13 protein-coding genes are annotated in these 15,056 nt (G+C 55.5%); 12 read left to right on the top strand and 1 reads right to left on the bottom strand.

The genetic code is table 11. From position 1 onward, the window contains the following. Positions 1 to 3 precede the first annotated feature (3 nt). The 4 genes from OK412_RS12515 to nei are packed head-to-tail and all read left to right on the top strand — an operon-like array spanning position 4 to position 3,202. A complete protein-coding gene (locus OK412_RS12515; protein ID WP_010671295.1) occupies positions 4 to 732 on the top strand; it encodes a DUF969 domain-containing protein in 729 nt (242 codons plus the stop codon). Beyond that, positions 732 to 1,748 carry a DUF979 domain-containing protein gene (locus OK412_RS12510; RefSeq protein ID WP_031592206.1) on the top strand — a complete coding sequence of 339 codons (1,017 nt, stop codon included), beginning with the start codon at positions 732 to 734 and terminating at the stop codon, positions 1,746 to 1,748. Before OK412_RS12515 ends, OK412_RS12510 begins: the two co-directional genes overlap by 1 nt. Before the next feature lie 6 nt (positions 1,749 to 1,754). Then, entirely contained in the window at positions 1,755 to 2,402 is a 648-nt protein-coding gene (gene pcp / locus OK412_RS12505; RefSeq protein ID WP_033771146.1) for a pyroglutamyl-peptidase I, read from the top strand. Positions 2,403 to 2,413: 11 nt separating this feature from the next. Then, on the top strand, positions 2,414 to 3,202 hold the full coding sequence (gene nei, locus OK412_RS12500) for an endonuclease VIII (RefSeq protein ID WP_010671297.1): 789 nt from the start codon (positions 2,414 to 2,416) through the stop codon (positions 3,200 to 3,202). A gap of 349 nt (positions 3,203 to 3,551) precedes the next feature. Here nei and OK412_RS12495 read toward each other — a convergent pair whose 3' ends face one another. Beyond that, positions 3,552 to 4,835, bottom strand: coding sequence for a citrate synthase (locus tag OK412_RS12495; RefSeq protein WP_010260725.1), 1,284 nt, complete (start codon positions 4,833 to 4,835; stop codon positions 3,552 to 3,554). A 633-nt stretch (positions 4,836 to 5,468) separates the two neighbouring features. Here OK412_RS12495 and sdhC point away from each other — a divergent pair. The 8 genes from sdhC to sucD all read left to right on the top strand — a co-directional run bounded on the left by sdhC (position 5,469) and on the right by sucD (position 15,056). Further along, positions 5,469 to 5,858, top strand: a complete 390-nt coding sequence (gene sdhC / locus OK412_RS12490) for a succinate dehydrogenase cytochrome b556 subunit (protein WP_029519433.1) — start codon at positions 5,469 to 5,471, stop codon at positions 5,856 to 5,858. Further along, positions 5,852 to 6,199: a succinate dehydrogenase membrane anchor subunit gene (gene sdhD, locus OK412_RS12485; protein ID WP_095707549.1), complete on the top strand. Its 348-nt coding sequence runs from the start codon at positions 5,852 to 5,854 to the stop codon at positions 6,197 to 6,199. The genes sdhC and sdhD overlap by 7 nt, the downstream gene beginning before the upstream one ends. Beyond that, the gene (sdhA, locus tag OK412_RS12480) at positions 6,200 to 7,966 is read left to right on the top strand and encodes a succinate dehydrogenase flavoprotein subunit (protein WP_022626042.1); all 1,767 of its coding nucleotides are present in this window, start codon (positions 6,200 to 6,202) and stop codon (positions 7,964 to 7,966) included. A gap of 14 nt (positions 7,967 to 7,980) precedes the next feature. Then, positions 7,981 to 8,697 carry a succinate dehydrogenase iron-sulfur subunit gene (locus tag OK412_RS12475; protein ID WP_010260736.1) on the top strand — a complete coding sequence of 239 codons (717 nt, stop codon included), beginning with the start codon at positions 7,981 to 7,983 and terminating at the stop codon, positions 8,695 to 8,697. A gap of 200 nt (positions 8,698 to 8,897) precedes the next feature. Next, positions 8,898 to 11,705: a 2-oxoglutarate dehydrogenase E1 component gene (gene sucA, locus OK412_RS12470; protein WP_010260738.1), complete on the top strand. Its 2,808-nt coding sequence runs from the start codon at positions 8,898 to 8,900 to the stop codon at positions 11,703 to 11,705. A 15-nt stretch (positions 11,706 to 11,720) separates the two neighbouring features. After that, positions 11,721 to 12,944 (top strand): 2-oxoglutarate dehydrogenase complex dihydrolipoyllysine-residue succinyltransferase, encoded by a 1,224-nt coding sequence (gene odhB, locus OK412_RS12465; RefSeq protein ID WP_264353221.1) that lies wholly within the window; start codon positions 11,721 to 11,723, stop codon positions 12,942 to 12,944. A 70-nt stretch (positions 12,945 to 13,014) separates the two neighbouring features. Then, the gene (sucC, locus tag OK412_RS12460) at positions 13,015 to 14,181 is read left to right on the top strand and encodes an ADP-forming succinate--CoA ligase subunit beta (RefSeq protein WP_003853151.1); all 1,167 of its coding nucleotides are present in this window, start codon (positions 13,015 to 13,017) and stop codon (positions 14,179 to 14,181) included. After that, entirely contained in the window at positions 14,181 to 15,056 is an 876-nt protein-coding gene (sucD, locus tag OK412_RS12455) for a succinate--CoA ligase subunit alpha (protein WP_010260744.1), read from the top strand. The genes sucC and sucD overlap by 1 nt, the downstream gene beginning before the upstream one ends.

Here is a 15,056-nt window from a genome sequence, read left to right as displayed (position 1 = left end):
TCCATGGATAGTGCAGTAAATCTCTGGCCATTACTGGGCATCGCCGCCATCGTCGTCGGCTTCCTGTTACGGTTCAATCCGGTGCTGGTGGTGATTGTCGCCGGGTTTGTAACCGGTCTGGCCGCGATGATGCCGCTGGCGGACATTCTGGAAAAGCTCGGAGCGGGTTTTCTCAACACCCGTAACCTGCCGCTGATTCTGCTGCTGCCGCTGGCGGTCATTGGCCTGCTGGAGCGCCACGGACTGAAAGAGCGGGCGCAGGCGTGGATTGCACAGATCAAAACGGCAACCGCCGGACGGCTGCTGATCGTCTACCTGTTTGTGCGCGAAATCACCGCCGCGCTGGGGTTAACCAGTCTCGGCGGACATCCGCAGATGGTGCGTCCGTTGCTGGCACCGATGGCGGAAGGGGCAACTGAAAGCCGCTATGGCGAGATCTCACCTGAGCTGCGCCATCGGCTGCGCGCGATGTCAGCGGCGACCGATAATGTCGGCCTCTTCTTTGGTGAGGATATCTTCGTGGCGTTTGGCGCGATTATCTTTATGCACAACTTTATGCAGGAGTCAGCCGGGATTCAGACCGAACCGCTGCACATCGCCTTATGGGGCATTCCGACTGCCGTCGCCGCGTTCCTGATCCACTCGGCACGTCTGGTGCGGCTGGATCGGCAACTGGCGCGTGAGCTGCAGCAGCTGAACCGTCAGGCGCTGAAAGCCAAAGGAGGTGAGTAATGTTCCAGCAACAATATCTGATGTGGCTGGCGGGCATTATCCTGCTGGTGGTGGCGGTGCTTTCCTGGCGTGACAGCGCGAATCCACGTCGCTTTACCACCGGACTGTTCTGGGCTTTGTATGGCCTGGTTTTTCTGGTCGGTGACTGGACGACGCAACTGATGAGCGCCTGGATGGGGTCAGATGCGGCGGGCACCCGTATGCTGCACATCGGCATCGGTGTCATTGTGGTGGTGATGGCGCTGATTGCCGGGTTTGGCGGTGTCAGGCTGGGTCGCTATCATCAGCGCAGCGATGAAGAGAAACAGGCCAGTGCGCTGCGTCTGCGCAATAAACTGTTTCTGCCTGCACTGTCGATTCCGGTCGTGACCGTGGTCGGTGTGCTGGCGTTTAACCATATTCCCGGTTTGCAGGATGCGGTGTTCGGCCCCGGTAACCACGCCACGCTGGTGACGCTGTTTTCAATGATGGTCGGCTGTGTGATTGGCTGGCTGGTGGCGTTAAAACTGACCCACGAGAAACCGGTGCAGTCGATGCAGGAGACCCGTCGCCTGCTGGATTCGATTGGCTGGGCTTTTATCCTGCCGCAGATCCTTGCCACCCTGGGGCTGCTGTTTACCAGCGCGGGCGTGGGCAGCGCCATTTCGCATCTGACAGAAACCTGGCTGGCGGTAGATAATCGCTTTGTCGCGGTCACCGTCTATGCCGTCGGGATGGCGCTGTTAACCATGATCATGGGTAATGCTTTTGCGGCGTTTCCGATTATCACCGCAGGCGTCGGCATCCCGATTCTGGTGTTGCAGCACGGCGGAAATCCGGCAGTGATGGCGGCAATTGGCATGTTCTCCGGCTACTGCGGCACGCTGATGACGCCGATGGCGGCCAACTTCAATATCGTCCCGGCGGCGCTGCTGGAACTGCCCGATCGTAACGCGGTGATCAAGGCTCAGATTCCGACCGGTGTGCTACTGTTAATCGTTAATATTTTCTTGCTCTATTTCCTGATGTTCCTGTGAGGTTGCATGAAAACTGTCCTGATGACCGCCTTTGAACCTTTTGGCGGTGAAACGATTAACCCTTCATGGGAAGCGGTGCGCGCACTGGAAGGTAAACAGATTAGCGGGGCGACGATAGTGATCCGCCAGTTGCCGGTGGTATTCAGCGAGGTACTCAGGGTGCTGAATCAGGCGCTGGAAGAGGTGAAACCGGATGCGATTCTGTCGGTGGGGCAGGCGGGCGGGCGAAGCGACATTACCGTTGAACGTATTGGTATTAATGTCGATGACGCCCGTATCCCGGACAACGCCGGTCATCAGCCGGTGGATGAGCCCGTTGTAGCAGGTGGCCCGGCAGCCTATTTTTCCCGTCTGCCCATCAAAGCGATTGTGGCGGCGGTGCGGGAAGCGGGGATCCCCGCTTCAGTGTCGCAAACGGCGGGCACCTTTACCTGTAACCGCGTAATGTACGGCCTGCTGCACTGGCTTGAGCAGCATGACAGTCCGGTGCGGGGAGGCTTTATCCATATTCCTTATCTGCCTGAACAGGCGGCGCAGCATCCAGGCGCACCGAGCATGGCGCTGGCGTCCATTATTCAGGCGCTGGAAATTGCGGTAAAGGTCACGCTGGAGACCGGCGAGGATATCAGACAGGCTGGCGGCGCTACCCATTAAGAGGATGAACGATGCCTGAAGGACCGGAAATTCGCCGCGTGGCGGATAAACTTGAAGACGCCATTGTGGGTCAGCCCTTAACGGAAGCGTGGTTCGCGTTTCCTCAGCTCAAGACCTATGAACCGGCGTTGATTGGCGAGCAGGTTAATGCGATTGAGACGCGGGGTAAAGCGCTGCTGACTCATTTCAGCAATGGCCTGACGCTCTACAGCCATAACCAGCTTTATGGTGTCTGGCGCATTGTAAAACCTGACACCGAACTGAATTCCACCCGTCAGTTGCGGGTGCGACTGGCGACGGCGGGCAAAGCGATTCTGCTCTACAGCGCCTCTGATATTGAGCTGCTCAACGCAGATACGCTGGCGGCGCATCCGTTTCTTAATCGTATCGGGCCGGATGTGCTGAACAGTGCCCTGACAGTGGAAGAGGTGAAAGAGCGACTACTGTCACCCCGTTTCAGGCGGCGGCAGTTCAGTGGTCTGTTGCTGGATCAGGCTTTTCTGGCCGGGCTGGGAAACTATCTGCGTGCCGAAATTCTGTGGCTGGCGCAGCTGCTGCCAAATCATCGGGCGCAGGATCTCAGTAACGATCAGCTGACTGCTTTCAGCGAAGCGCTGCTTTCAGTGCCGCGCCATGCCTATCGGATGCGTGGAACCATGAAGAAATATCATGAGGAAGCGGCGTTTCAGTTTGAGGTTTTTCATCGGCAGGGCAAAAAATGCCGACGCTGCGGCACGGTGATTGAGAAGGGCACGCTCTCATCACGGCCTTTTTACTGGTGTCCGGGTTGTCAGAGATAGACAGTAAAGTCAAAAGGGTAAAATGCTCTTACGGCTGACAGAGTCAAACCCGTGTGAATCTTACAGCAATAAAATAGCTTAACGCGCAGAGAACACGGTCAGAAGAGGAAAGCGTCCCGCGCCATGGACAAAAACGCCGGGAGCGTTTTTGAACAACGCAACGCGTTGGCCCGGCAACGGGCGCACCTCAGGGATGAGGTGCGTAATCGCGCGGGCCGAGCGTGTCATGGATGACGGCTTTTGCGTCTTTCCGATCTGACCGTGTTCTCTGCGCAGGCGCAGTATCACAGCTAACTGCCCCCAGCTTTATACCAACATCAAGCGGAAATCCCTATCTGCCCTGCGAACCTTACTTTTTCAGCTGTGAGCTGAATTCGCGCTCGGTATAACCGGTGTAGAGCTGACGTGGACGGGCAATCTTCATGCCTTCGTCGTGCATCTCTTTCCAGTGTGCAATCCAGCCAACGGTACGGGCCATCGCGAAGATCACCGTAAACATGGAGGATGGAATACCCATCGCTTTCAGGATAATACCGGAGTAGAAGTCCACGTTTGGATAGAGTTTACGCTCAATGAAGTACGGGTCGTTCAGCGCAATGTGTTCCAGCTCCATCGCCACTTCCAGCAGGTCATCCTTCATACCCAGCTCATTCAGGACTTCATGGCAGGTATCGCGCATCACGGTCGCGCGTGGATCGTAGTTTTTGTAAACGCGGTGACCAAAGCCCATCAGACGGAAGGAGTCATTTTTGTCTTTGGCGCGTTTAACAAATTCCGGAATGTGCTCAACGGTGCTGATCTCTTCCAGCATACGCAGGGTCGCTTCGTTGGCACCACCGTGCGCCGGTCCCCACAGGGAGGCGATCCCGGCGGCGATACAGGCAAACGGATTCGCGCCGCTTGAACCGGCGGTACGAACGGTAGAGGTTGAGGCGTTCTGCTCATGGTCAGCATGCAGGATCAGGATGCGGTCCATGGCGCGTTCCAGCACCGGATTCACTTTATACTCTTCGCACGGCGTGGCAAACATCATGTGCAGGAAGTTACCCGCATAGGAGAGATCGTTGCGCGGATAGACAAACGGCTGGCCGATAGAATATTTGTAACACATCGCTGCCATGGTCGGCATTTTAGAAAGCAAACGGAATGCTGCAATTTCGCGGTGGCGCTCAATGTTTACATCCAGCGAATCGTGGTAAAACGCAGCCAGTGCGCCAGTGACACCGCACATTACCGCCATCGGATGCGAATCGCGACGGAAGCCGTGGAACAGGCGGGTAATCTGCTCATGAATCATGGTGTGGCGGGTAACCGTGGTACGGAACTCATCAAACTGTTTCTGGTTTGGTGCTTCGCCGTTCAGCAGGATGTAGCAGACTTCCAGATAGTTAGAGTGGGTCGCCAGCTCAGAAATAGGGAAACCACGGTGCAGCAGGATACCTTCATCCCCATCGATAAAGGTGATTGCAGATTCGCAGGACGCGGTAGACGTAAAACCGGGATCGAAGGTGAACAGGCCACTTGAACCCAGAGTGCGGACATCAACGACATCCTGGCCCAGCGTACCTTTCAGCACGTCCAGTTCAATAGATGTTCCATCTTGCAGGGTTAGCGTTACTTTTTTATCTGTCATTTTCGTCTCCATAGCGCCTTATGTAGGTAAGGATCTTTAGACACCTGAAACGCGTTCATGTTGCGGTTGGCAAAACTACACAGTATCACTCTGCGGGGATAAAACGGGTGCAGGGTACAGAGTGAGCGGCGCGTTCCCAGCGGGAACCGGTGAGCCATGGACATGCTGCATATCGCGGTTGTTAAAGATCCGGTCAGGACATAACTTCTTGGTAACCAATAACCTGATGCTTTTTAATGCTCATTATCGCAATGTTACATAACTTGCGCTTAGGGGAAAGTGTATCCCCATAACTTTTGCGCATCATAGGAATTTACAGGCTTAGTTTGTAACTGAATTGTTGAACTATTGTCAAATCAGATAATTAAAATTGTATCAATTGTGAAAATCGTGAGTAGGATCACTGTTCCACCTAAAATATACCAAAGAGTTTGTAGGGGAATTGTAATCAGAATGTGATCCTCCTATACTCCAGGCAGGTCTCCGGAACACCCTGACACCAGGAGCCACCCAGCGTTTACTACCGCGTCAATTAACACTGGATGTTGCTTTTTTGGTGACGGTTAAAGTCTGCCACGCGTTGTGATTAGACTCCGCCTCAGGTCCGGAGGAAGCAAAATAAAAAAGAGCTGTGTGGGCAAAACCGTGAAAAAACAAAGACCTGTCAACTTGGATCTCTCGACGATCCGGTTTCCCGTTACTGCAATATCGTCCATTCTTCACCGCGTCTCCGGCGTAATCACATTGGTTGCCATTGGCATCCTGCTGTGGCTGCTCGGTCTCTCTCTCTCCTCTCCTGAAGGTTTCCAGCACGCTGCGTCCATCATGGATGGCTTCTTCGCGAAGTTCATTATGTGGGGCATTTTAACGGCGCTGGCCTATCACGCGGTGAGCGGGATTCGTCATATGTTGATGGATTTTGGTTATCTGGCCGAAACCCTGCAGGTTGGTAAGCGTTCCGCTCATATGACTTTTGTGATCACTGTCGTGCTGGCAATTCTGGCGGGAGTCCTCGTATGGTAAGCAATGCATCCGCATTGGGTCGCAACGGCATTCAGGACTGGCTGCTGCTGCGGGCAACTGCAATTCTCATTACGCTCTACATCGTCTATATCCTCGGTTTCGTGGTGATGACAGACACGCTGACTTATGACCTGTGGCGTGGCTTCTTCGCTTCCGCATTCACCAAAGTGTTCACGCTGCTGACGCTGTTCTCCATTCTGATCCACGGCTGGATTGGCATGTGGCAGGTGTTAACAGACTACGTTAAATCACTGCCAGCCCGCTTGTTGTTGCAGTTTGTGATTGTCGTGGCGCTGTTGTGGTATGCGATTTATGGATTTGTTGTGGTGTGGGGTGTGTAAATGAGTTTGCCAATCAGAGAGTTCGATGCCGTGGTAATCGGCGCAGGTGGCGCAGGAATGCGAGCCGCACTGCAAATCTCCCAGGGCGGCCAGAGCTGTGCCCTGTTATCTAAAGTTTTCCCGACCCGTTCCCACACCGTATCTGCGCAGGGCGGTATTACCGTTGCGCTGGGTAATACCCATGAAGATAACTGGGAATGGCACATGTACGACACCGTCAAAGGTTCCGACTACATCGGTGACCAGGACGCGATTGAATATATGTGTAAAACCGGCCCGGAAGCGATTCTGGAACTGGAACACATGGGTTTACCTTTCTCGCGTCTGGAAGATGGTCGTGTCTATCAGCGTCCGTTTGGTGGCCAGTCAAAGAATTTCGGTGGCGAGCAGGCGGCACGTACGGCGGCTGCGGCTGACCGTACCGGTCACGCGTTGCTGCACACCCTTTATCAGCAGAACCTGAAAAACAAAACCACCATCTTCTCTGAGTGGTATGCACTGGATCTGGTGAAAAACGCCGATGGCGCAGTCGTGGGTTGTACCGCTATCTGCATCGAAACCGGCGAAACCGTTTATTTCAAAGCGAAAGCGACCATTCTGGCTACCGGCGGCGCGGGCCGTATCTACCAGTCCACCACCAATGCGCATATCAACACCGGTGACGGCGTAGGTATGGCACTGCGTGCGGGCGTACCGGTGCAGGATATGGAGATGTGGCAGTTCCACCCAACCGGTATCGCCGGTGCGGGCGTGCTGGTCACCGAAGGCTGCCGTGGTGAAGGCGGCTATCTGCTGAACAAACATGGCGAACGCTTCATGGAGCGTTATGCGCCGAACGCCAAAGATCTGGCGGGCCGCGACGTGGTGGCGCGCTCAATGATGATTGAAATCCGTGAAGGTCGCGGCTGTGATGGCCCGTGGGGTCCACATCTCAAACTGAAACTGGATCATCTGGGTAAAGAGGTGCTTGAGTCACGTCTGCCTGGCATCCTTGAGCTGTCACGCACCTTTGCGCACGCCGATCCGATTAAAGAGCCGATTCCGGTCATTCCGACCTGCCACTACATGATGGGCGGTATTCCGACCAAAGTGACCGGCCAGGCACTGCGCGTCAATGAGCAGGGCGAAGATGTAGTGATTCCTGGCCTGTTCGCCGTCGGTGAAATCGCCTGTGTATCGGTGCATGGTGCCAACCGTCTGGGCGGTAACTCACTGCTCGACCTGGTGGTCTTTGGCCGTGCAGCGGGTCTGCATCTGCTGGCGAGTATTCAGGAGCAGGGCGACCTGCGTGATGCCACAGAAGATGAGATCGCCGGGGCGATGGCGCGTTTCAACCGCTGGGAAAACAACACCACGGGTGAAGATCCGGTTGAGATTCGTAAAGCGCTGCAACGCTGCATGCAGAATAACTTCTCGGTATTCCGTGAAGGCGAAGCGATGGCACAGGGTCTGGAAGAGCTGAAAGAGATTCGCCAGCGCCTGAAGTCAGCGCGTCTGGATGACCGCTCACCGGATTTCAACACCCAGCGTATTGAGTGCCTGGAGCTGGATAACCTGATGGAGACGGCCTTTGCCACGGCGGTAGCGGCTAACTATCGCACCGAAAGCCGCGGTGCGCACAGTCGCTTCGACTTCCCGGATCGTGATGATGAAAACTGGCTGTGCCACAGTCTTTATGTCCCGGAAACCGAAAGCATGACGCGCCGTGAGGTGAACATGCAGCCGAAACTGCGCGCGGCCTTCCCGCCGAAAGTGCGTACCTACTAATTTCGGAGACGATCATGAGACTCGAGTTTTCAATTTATCGCTACAATCCGGATGTCGATGACAAACCGCGCATGCAGGATTACACCCTGGAAGCGGAAGATGGTCGCGACATGATGCTGCTGGACGCGCTGATTCGCCTGAAAGAGAAAGATCCGACCCTGGCGTTTCGTCGCTCCTGTCGTGAAGGCGTCTGCGGTTCCGATGGCCTGAACATGAACGGTAAAAACGGACTGGCCTGCATTACGCCCGTCTCGGCGCTGGGCAACGGCAAACAGAAAATTGTTATCCGTCCGCTGCCAGGTTTACCGGTGGTGCGTGACCTGGTTGTAGACATGAGCCAGTTTTATGCACAGTATGAGAAAATTAAGCCTTTCCTGTTGAATAATGGGGAAAATCCGCCAGCTCGTGAACATCTGCAGTCGCCGGATGAGCGTGAACACCTGGATGGCCTGTACGAATGTATACTCTGTGCCTGCTGCTCAACCTCATGCCCATCATTCTGGTGGAATCCTGAGAAGTTCATCGGTCCTGCTGGCCTGCTGGCCGCGTACCGCTTCCTGATTGACAGCCGCGACACCGAAACCGAGGCGCGTCTCGACAATCTGAATGATGCTTTCAGCGTATTCCGCTGCCATAGCATCATGAACTGTGTGAGCGTATGTCCGAAAGGGCTGAACCCGACGCGCGCCATCGGCCATATCAAGTCGATGCTGCTGCAGCGCGGCGCATAAGCAGTTTCTGCCGGGAACCTCAGGTTCCCGGTGTTTTACGGAAGCCTCTGTAAGCGCGGTGATTACCACGTTTACAAAGGTTCCCTTACGGGCCACGCGCGCTGCGCAAAGTGCTCGTATCGCTGAACTCACTACGGCAAACCGCGAAAGCGGCAACAAATGAAACCTCAAAAAAGCATAGCAATGCTTAAGGGATCACAATGCAGAACAGCGCGATGAAGCCCTGGCTGGACTCTTCCTGGCTGGCCGGCGCGAATCAGTCTTACATAGAGCAGCTCTATGAGGATTTCCTGACCGATCCTGACTCTGTCGATGCAGTGTGGCGCTCGATGTTCCAGCAGTTACCGGGCACCGGAATGAAACCTGAGCAGTTTCACTCCACCACACGTGAGTACTTCCGTCGCCTGGCGAAAGACGCATCTCGTTACACCTCATCTGTCTCCGATCCTGAAACCAACTCCAAGCAAGTAAAAGTGCTGCAGCTGATTAACGCGTTTCGTTTCCGCGGTCATCAGCACGCCAATCTTGACCCGCTTGGTCTGTGGAAACAGGACCGGGTAGCCGATCTCGATCCCGCTTTTCACGATCTGACCGAGGCCGATTTTCAGGAAAGCTTTAACGTCGGCTCTTTTGCCATTGGCAAAGAGACCATGAAGCTGGCCGAACTGTTCGAGGCGCTGACTCAGACTTACTGCGGCTCGATCGGTGCAGAATATATGCACATCAACAACACTGATGAGAAACGCTGGATTCAGCAGCGTCTTGAGTCAGTCGCGGGCCGTGCAGCCTTCAGCAATGAAGAGAAAAAAGGTTTCCTGAAAGAGCTGACCGCGGCCGAAGGGCTGGAAAAATATCTCGGAGCGAAATTCCCGGGTGCCAAACGCTTCTCGCTGGAAGGCGGCGATGCACTGGTTCCGATGCTGCGCGAAATGATCCGTCATGCCGGTAAGAGCGGAACCCGTGAAGTCGTACTGGGTATGGCGCACCGTGGCCGTCTCAACGTGCTGATCAACGTGCTGGGTAAAAAGCCACAGGATCTGTTCGACGAGTTCGCCGGTAAGCACAAAGAGCATCTGGGCACCGGTGACGTGAAGTACCACATGGGCTTCTCGTCTGACGTGGAAACCGAAGGCGGCCTGGTTCACCTGGCGCTGGCGTTTAACCCGTCGCACCTGGAGATCGTCAGCCCGGTGGTCATGGGTTCAGTGCGTGCCCGTCTGGATCGTCTGGATGAGCCAGCCAGCAATAAAGTCTTACCGATCACCATTCATGGTGATGCGGCCGTGATTGGCCAGGGCGTGGTTCAGGAAACTCTGAACATGTCACAGGCGCGCGGTTATGAAGTGGGCGGTACCGTTCGCATCGTCATCAACAACCAGGTTGGCTTCACCACCTCCAACCCGAAAGATGCGCGTTCGACCCCTTACTGCACCGATATCGGCAAAATGGTGCTGGCACCGATTTTCCACGTCAATGCTGACGATCCGGAAGCGGTCGCGTTTGTGACCCGCCTGGCGCTCGACTATCGCAACACCTTTAAGCGTGATGTGTTTATCGATCTGGTCTGCTATCGCCGTCATGGTCACAACGAGGCGGATGAGCCAAGTGCGACCCAGCCGCTGATGTACCAGAAAATCAAAAAACACCCGACGCCGCGTAAAATCTATGCCGACCGTCTGGAAGGTGAAGCCATTGCCACGCAGGAAGATGCGACCGAAATGGTCAATCTCTACCGTGACGCGCTGGATGCGGGTGAGTGTGTGGTGCCGGAATGGCGTCCAATGAGCCTGCACTCCTTTACCTGGTCACCTTACCTGAATCATGAGTGGGATGAACCTTACCCGGCTCAGGTCGACATGAAACGTCTGAAGGAGCTGGCGCTGCGTATCAGCCAGGTGCCGGAAGAGGTGGAAGTGCAGTCGCGTGTTGCCAAGATTTACAACGACCGTCGCCTGATGGCTGAAGGCGAGAAAGCCTTTGACTGGGGCGGCGCGGAAAACCTGGCATATGCCACGCTGGTTGATGAAGGCATTCCGGTGCGTCTGTCGGGTGAAGATACCGGTCGCGGAACCTTCTTCCATCGTCACGCGGTAGTCCATAACCAGGCGAACGGCTCAACCTATACCCCTCTGCACCACGTGCACAGCGGTCAGGGTCAGTTCAAAGTGTGGGACTCCGTGCTGTCAGAAGAGGCGGTACTGGCCTTTGAATATGGTTATGCCACCGCAGAGCCGCGCATCCTGACCATCTGGGAAGCGCAGTTTGGTGACTTCGCCAACGGCGCACAGGTTGTTATCGACCAGTTCATCAGCTCCGGTGAGCAGAAATGGGGCCGGATGTGTGGCCTGGTGATGCTGCTGCCGCACGGTTATGAAGGTCAGGGGCCAGAGCACTCCTCTGCGCGCCTGGAACGTTATCTGCAACTCTGCGCTGAGCAGAACATGCAGGTCTGCGTGCCGTCTACCCCTGCGCAGGTTTACCATATGCTGCGTCGTCAGGCGCTGCGCGGTATGCGCCGTCCGCTGATTGTGATGTCGCCGAAATCACTGCTGCGTCATCCACTGGCGATCTCCACGCTGGATGAACTGGCTAACGGCAGCTTCCAGCCTGCGATTGGCGAAGTCGATGATCTGGATCCGCAGGGCGTGAAACGCGTCGTGCTGTGCTCCGGTAAAGTCTATTACGACCTGCTGGAGCAGCGTCGTAAAAATGAGCAGACCGATGTGGCTATCGTGCGCATCGAGCAGCTCTATCCGTTCCCGCATCACGCGGTACAGGAAGCATTAAAAGCGTATGCTCACGTGCAGGATTTTGTCTGGTGTCAGGAAGAGCCACTGAATCAGGGCGCCTGGTATTGCAGCCAGCATCATTTCCGTGAAGTTGTGCCGTTTGGTGCCACTTTACGTTATGCAGGCCGCCCGGCATCCGCCTCACCGGCCGTGGGTTACATGTCCGTACACCAACAACAGCAGCAAGACCTGGTTAATGACGCGCTGAACGTTAATTAATTAAAAGGAAAGATAATGAGTAGCGTAGATATTCTCGTTCCCGACCTGCCTGAATCGGTTGCCGATGCCTCTGTGGCAACCTGGCATAAAAAACCAGGCGATGCAGTCACTCGCGATGAAGTGCTGGTCGAAATCGAAACTGACAAAGTTGTACTGGAAGTGCCAGCCTCTGCGGACGGTATCCTGGAAGCCGTTCTGGAAGAAGAGGGCGCCACCGTCACTTCCCGCCAGATCCTGGGTCGTCTGAAAGAGGGCAACAGCGCCGGTAAAGAGAGCAGCGCGAAGTCTGAAAGCAAAGAGTCTACCCCGGCTCAGCGTCAGACTGCGTCACTGGAAGAAGAGAGCAACGATGCGCTCAGCCCGGCTATCCGTCGTCTGATTGCAGAGCACAATCTTGATGCCTCGCAGATCAAAGGCAGCGGTGTTGGTGGTCGTCTGACCCGTGAAGATGTTGAAAAACATCTGGCCAACAAACCGCAGGCTGCCAAAGCCGCTGCGCCAGCTGCTGATGCGGCCGCCACGCAGCAGCCAGTGGCTAACCGCAGCGAAAAACGCGTGCCGATGACCCGTCTGCGTAAGCGTGTTGCCGAGCGTCTGCTGGAAGCGAAGAACAGCACCGCGATGCTGACCACCTTCAACGAAATCAACATGAAGCCCATCATGGATCTGCGTAAGCAGTATGGTGAGGCCTTCGAGAAGCGTCACGGTGTACGTCTGGGCTTTATGTCCTTCTACATCAAAGCGGTTGTTGAAGCGTTGAAACGCTATCCGGAAGTGAATGCTTCTATCGATGGTGAAGATGTGGTTTACCACAACTACTTCGACGTCAGCATTGCGGTCTCTACGCCACGTGGTCTGGTTACACCCGTCCTGCGTGACGTGGATGCGCTGAGCATGGCGGACATCGAGAAGAAAATCAAAGAGCTGGCAGTGAAAGGCCGTGACGGCAAACTGACAGTTGAGGATCTGACCGGCGGTAACTTTACCATTACCAACGGCGGCGTCTTTGGTTCACTGATGTCCACCCCGATCATCAACCCACCGCAGAGCGCCATCCTGGGCATGCACGCCATCAAAGATCGTCCGATGGCGGTCAATGGTCAGGTTGTGGTGCTGCCGATGATGTATCTGGCGCTCTCCTACGACCACCGTCTGATCGATGGCCGTGAATCAGTTGGTTATCTGGTTGCAGTGAAAGAGATGCTGGAAGATCCGGCGCGCCTGCTGCTGGATGTCTGATTTTCACCGGGCGCGCCTTGCCGCGCGCCCAACCTCATTACTCTTTTCAGACCTGAATGGATAGAACATCATGAACTTACACGAATACCAGGCGAAACAACTGTTTGCACGGTATGGCATGCCGGCACCAACGGGTTACGCCTGTACTACACCACGTGAAGCGGAAGAAGCAGCCTCTAAAATTGGCGCAGGCCCGTGGGTAGTTAAATGTCAGGTTCATGCCGGTGGCCGCGGTAAAGCGGGCGGTGTGAAAGTGGTTAACAGCAAAGAAGAGATTCGCGCTTTTGCTGAAAACTGGCTGGGCAAACGCCTGGTCACCTATCAGACAGACGCAAACGGCCAGCCGGTAAACCAGATTCTGGTTGAAGCGGCGACCGATATCGATCAGGAGCTCTATCTGGGCGCTGTGGTCGATCGCGCAACGCGTCGCGTAATTTTCATGGCCTCAACTGAAGGCGGCGTGGAAATTGAAAAAGTGGCGGAAGAGACCCCGCACCTGATCCACAAAATGGCGCTGGATCCACTGACTGGCCCGCAGCCTTATCAGGGCCGTGAGCTGGCGTTCAAACTTGGCCTGACTGGCAAGCTGGTTGGCCAGTTCACCAAGATCTTCATGGGTCTGGCGACACTGTTCCTGGAGCGCGATCTGGCGATGGTTGAGATCAACCCGCTGGTGATCACCAAACAGGGCGACCTGATCTGCCTGGATGGCAAACTGGGTGCCGATGGCAATGCCCTGTTCCGTCAGCCAGAGCTGCGCGAAATGCGCGATCCAAGCCAGGAAGATCCGCGTGAAGCCCATGCGACACAGTGGGAACTGAACTATGTTGCGCTGGAAGGCAACATTGGTTGTATGGTTAACGGCGCAGGTCTGGCGATGGGCACCATGGACATCGTTAAACACCACGGCGGTCAACCGGCCAACTTCCTTGATGTCGGCGGCGGCGCAACCAAAGAGCGCGTGACCGAAGCCTTCAAAATCATCCTGTCTGACGATGCGGTTAAAGCCGTATTCGTTAACATCTTCGGCGGTATCGTACGCTGCGACCTGATTGCCGACGGCATCATCGGCGCAGTCGCTGAAGTGGGTGTGAACGTGCCAGTTGTGGTACGTCTGGAAGGTAACAACGCCGAGCTGGGCGCCCAGAAACTGGCGGACAGCGGTCTGAACATCATTGCAGCAACCAGCCTGACAGACGCCGCACAGCGTGTTGTTGCTGCCGCGGAGGGTAAATAATGTCCATTCTGATCGACAAAAACACCAAAGTCATTTGCCAGGGTTTCACCGGTGGCCAGGGGACTTTCCATTCTGAGCAGGCGCTGGCATACGGCACCCAACTGGTTGGCGGCGTGACGCCAGGCAAAGGTGGCACGACCCATCTCGGCCTGCCTGTGTTCAACACCGTTCGCGAAGCGGTAGAAGCAACAGGCGCGACCGCCACTGTGATCTACGTTCCGGCTCCTTTCTGTAAAGATGGCATCCTGGAAGCGATCGACGCGGGCATCAAACTGATCATCACCATCACCGAAGGCATCCCGACCCTGGATATGCTGACCGTGAAAGTGAAGCTGGATGAAGCAGGCGTGCGGATGATCGGTCCAAACTGCCCAGGCGTTATCACCCCAGGCGAATGTAAAATCGGCATTATGCCGGGTCACATTCACCAGCCGGGCCGCGTTGGTATCGTGTCACGTTCAGGCACCCTGACCTATGAAGCGGTTAAGCAGACCACGGATATCGGCTACGGCCAGTCAACCTGCGTTGGCATCGGTGGTGACCCGATCCCAGGCTCTAACTTCATCGACATCCTGAAAATGTTCCAGGATGATCCACAGACTGAAGTTATCGTGATGATCGGTGAGATCGGCGGTAGCGCAGAAGAAGAAGCTGCAGCCTTCATTAAAGAGCACGTGACCAAGCCGGTTGTAGGCTACATTGCTGGCGTCACCGCGCCGAAAGGCAAGCGTATGGGCCATGCTGGCGCCATCATTGCCGGTGGTAAAGGTACAGCAGATGAGAAATTTGCTGCGCTGGAAGCGGCAGGCGTGAAAACTGTCCGCAGCCTGGCGGATATCGGTGACGCAGTTAAAGCCGTATTACCTGCTAAATAA

This window comes from Pantoea sp. JV6, from assembly GCF_025910055.1.
GTDB lineage: Bacteria > Pseudomonadota > Gammaproteobacteria > Enterobacterales > Enterobacteriaceae > Pantoea > Pantoea agglomerans.
The sequence above is the reverse complement of the archived record's forward strand: the minus strand, read 5'-3'. Positions and strand labels throughout refer to the sequence as shown.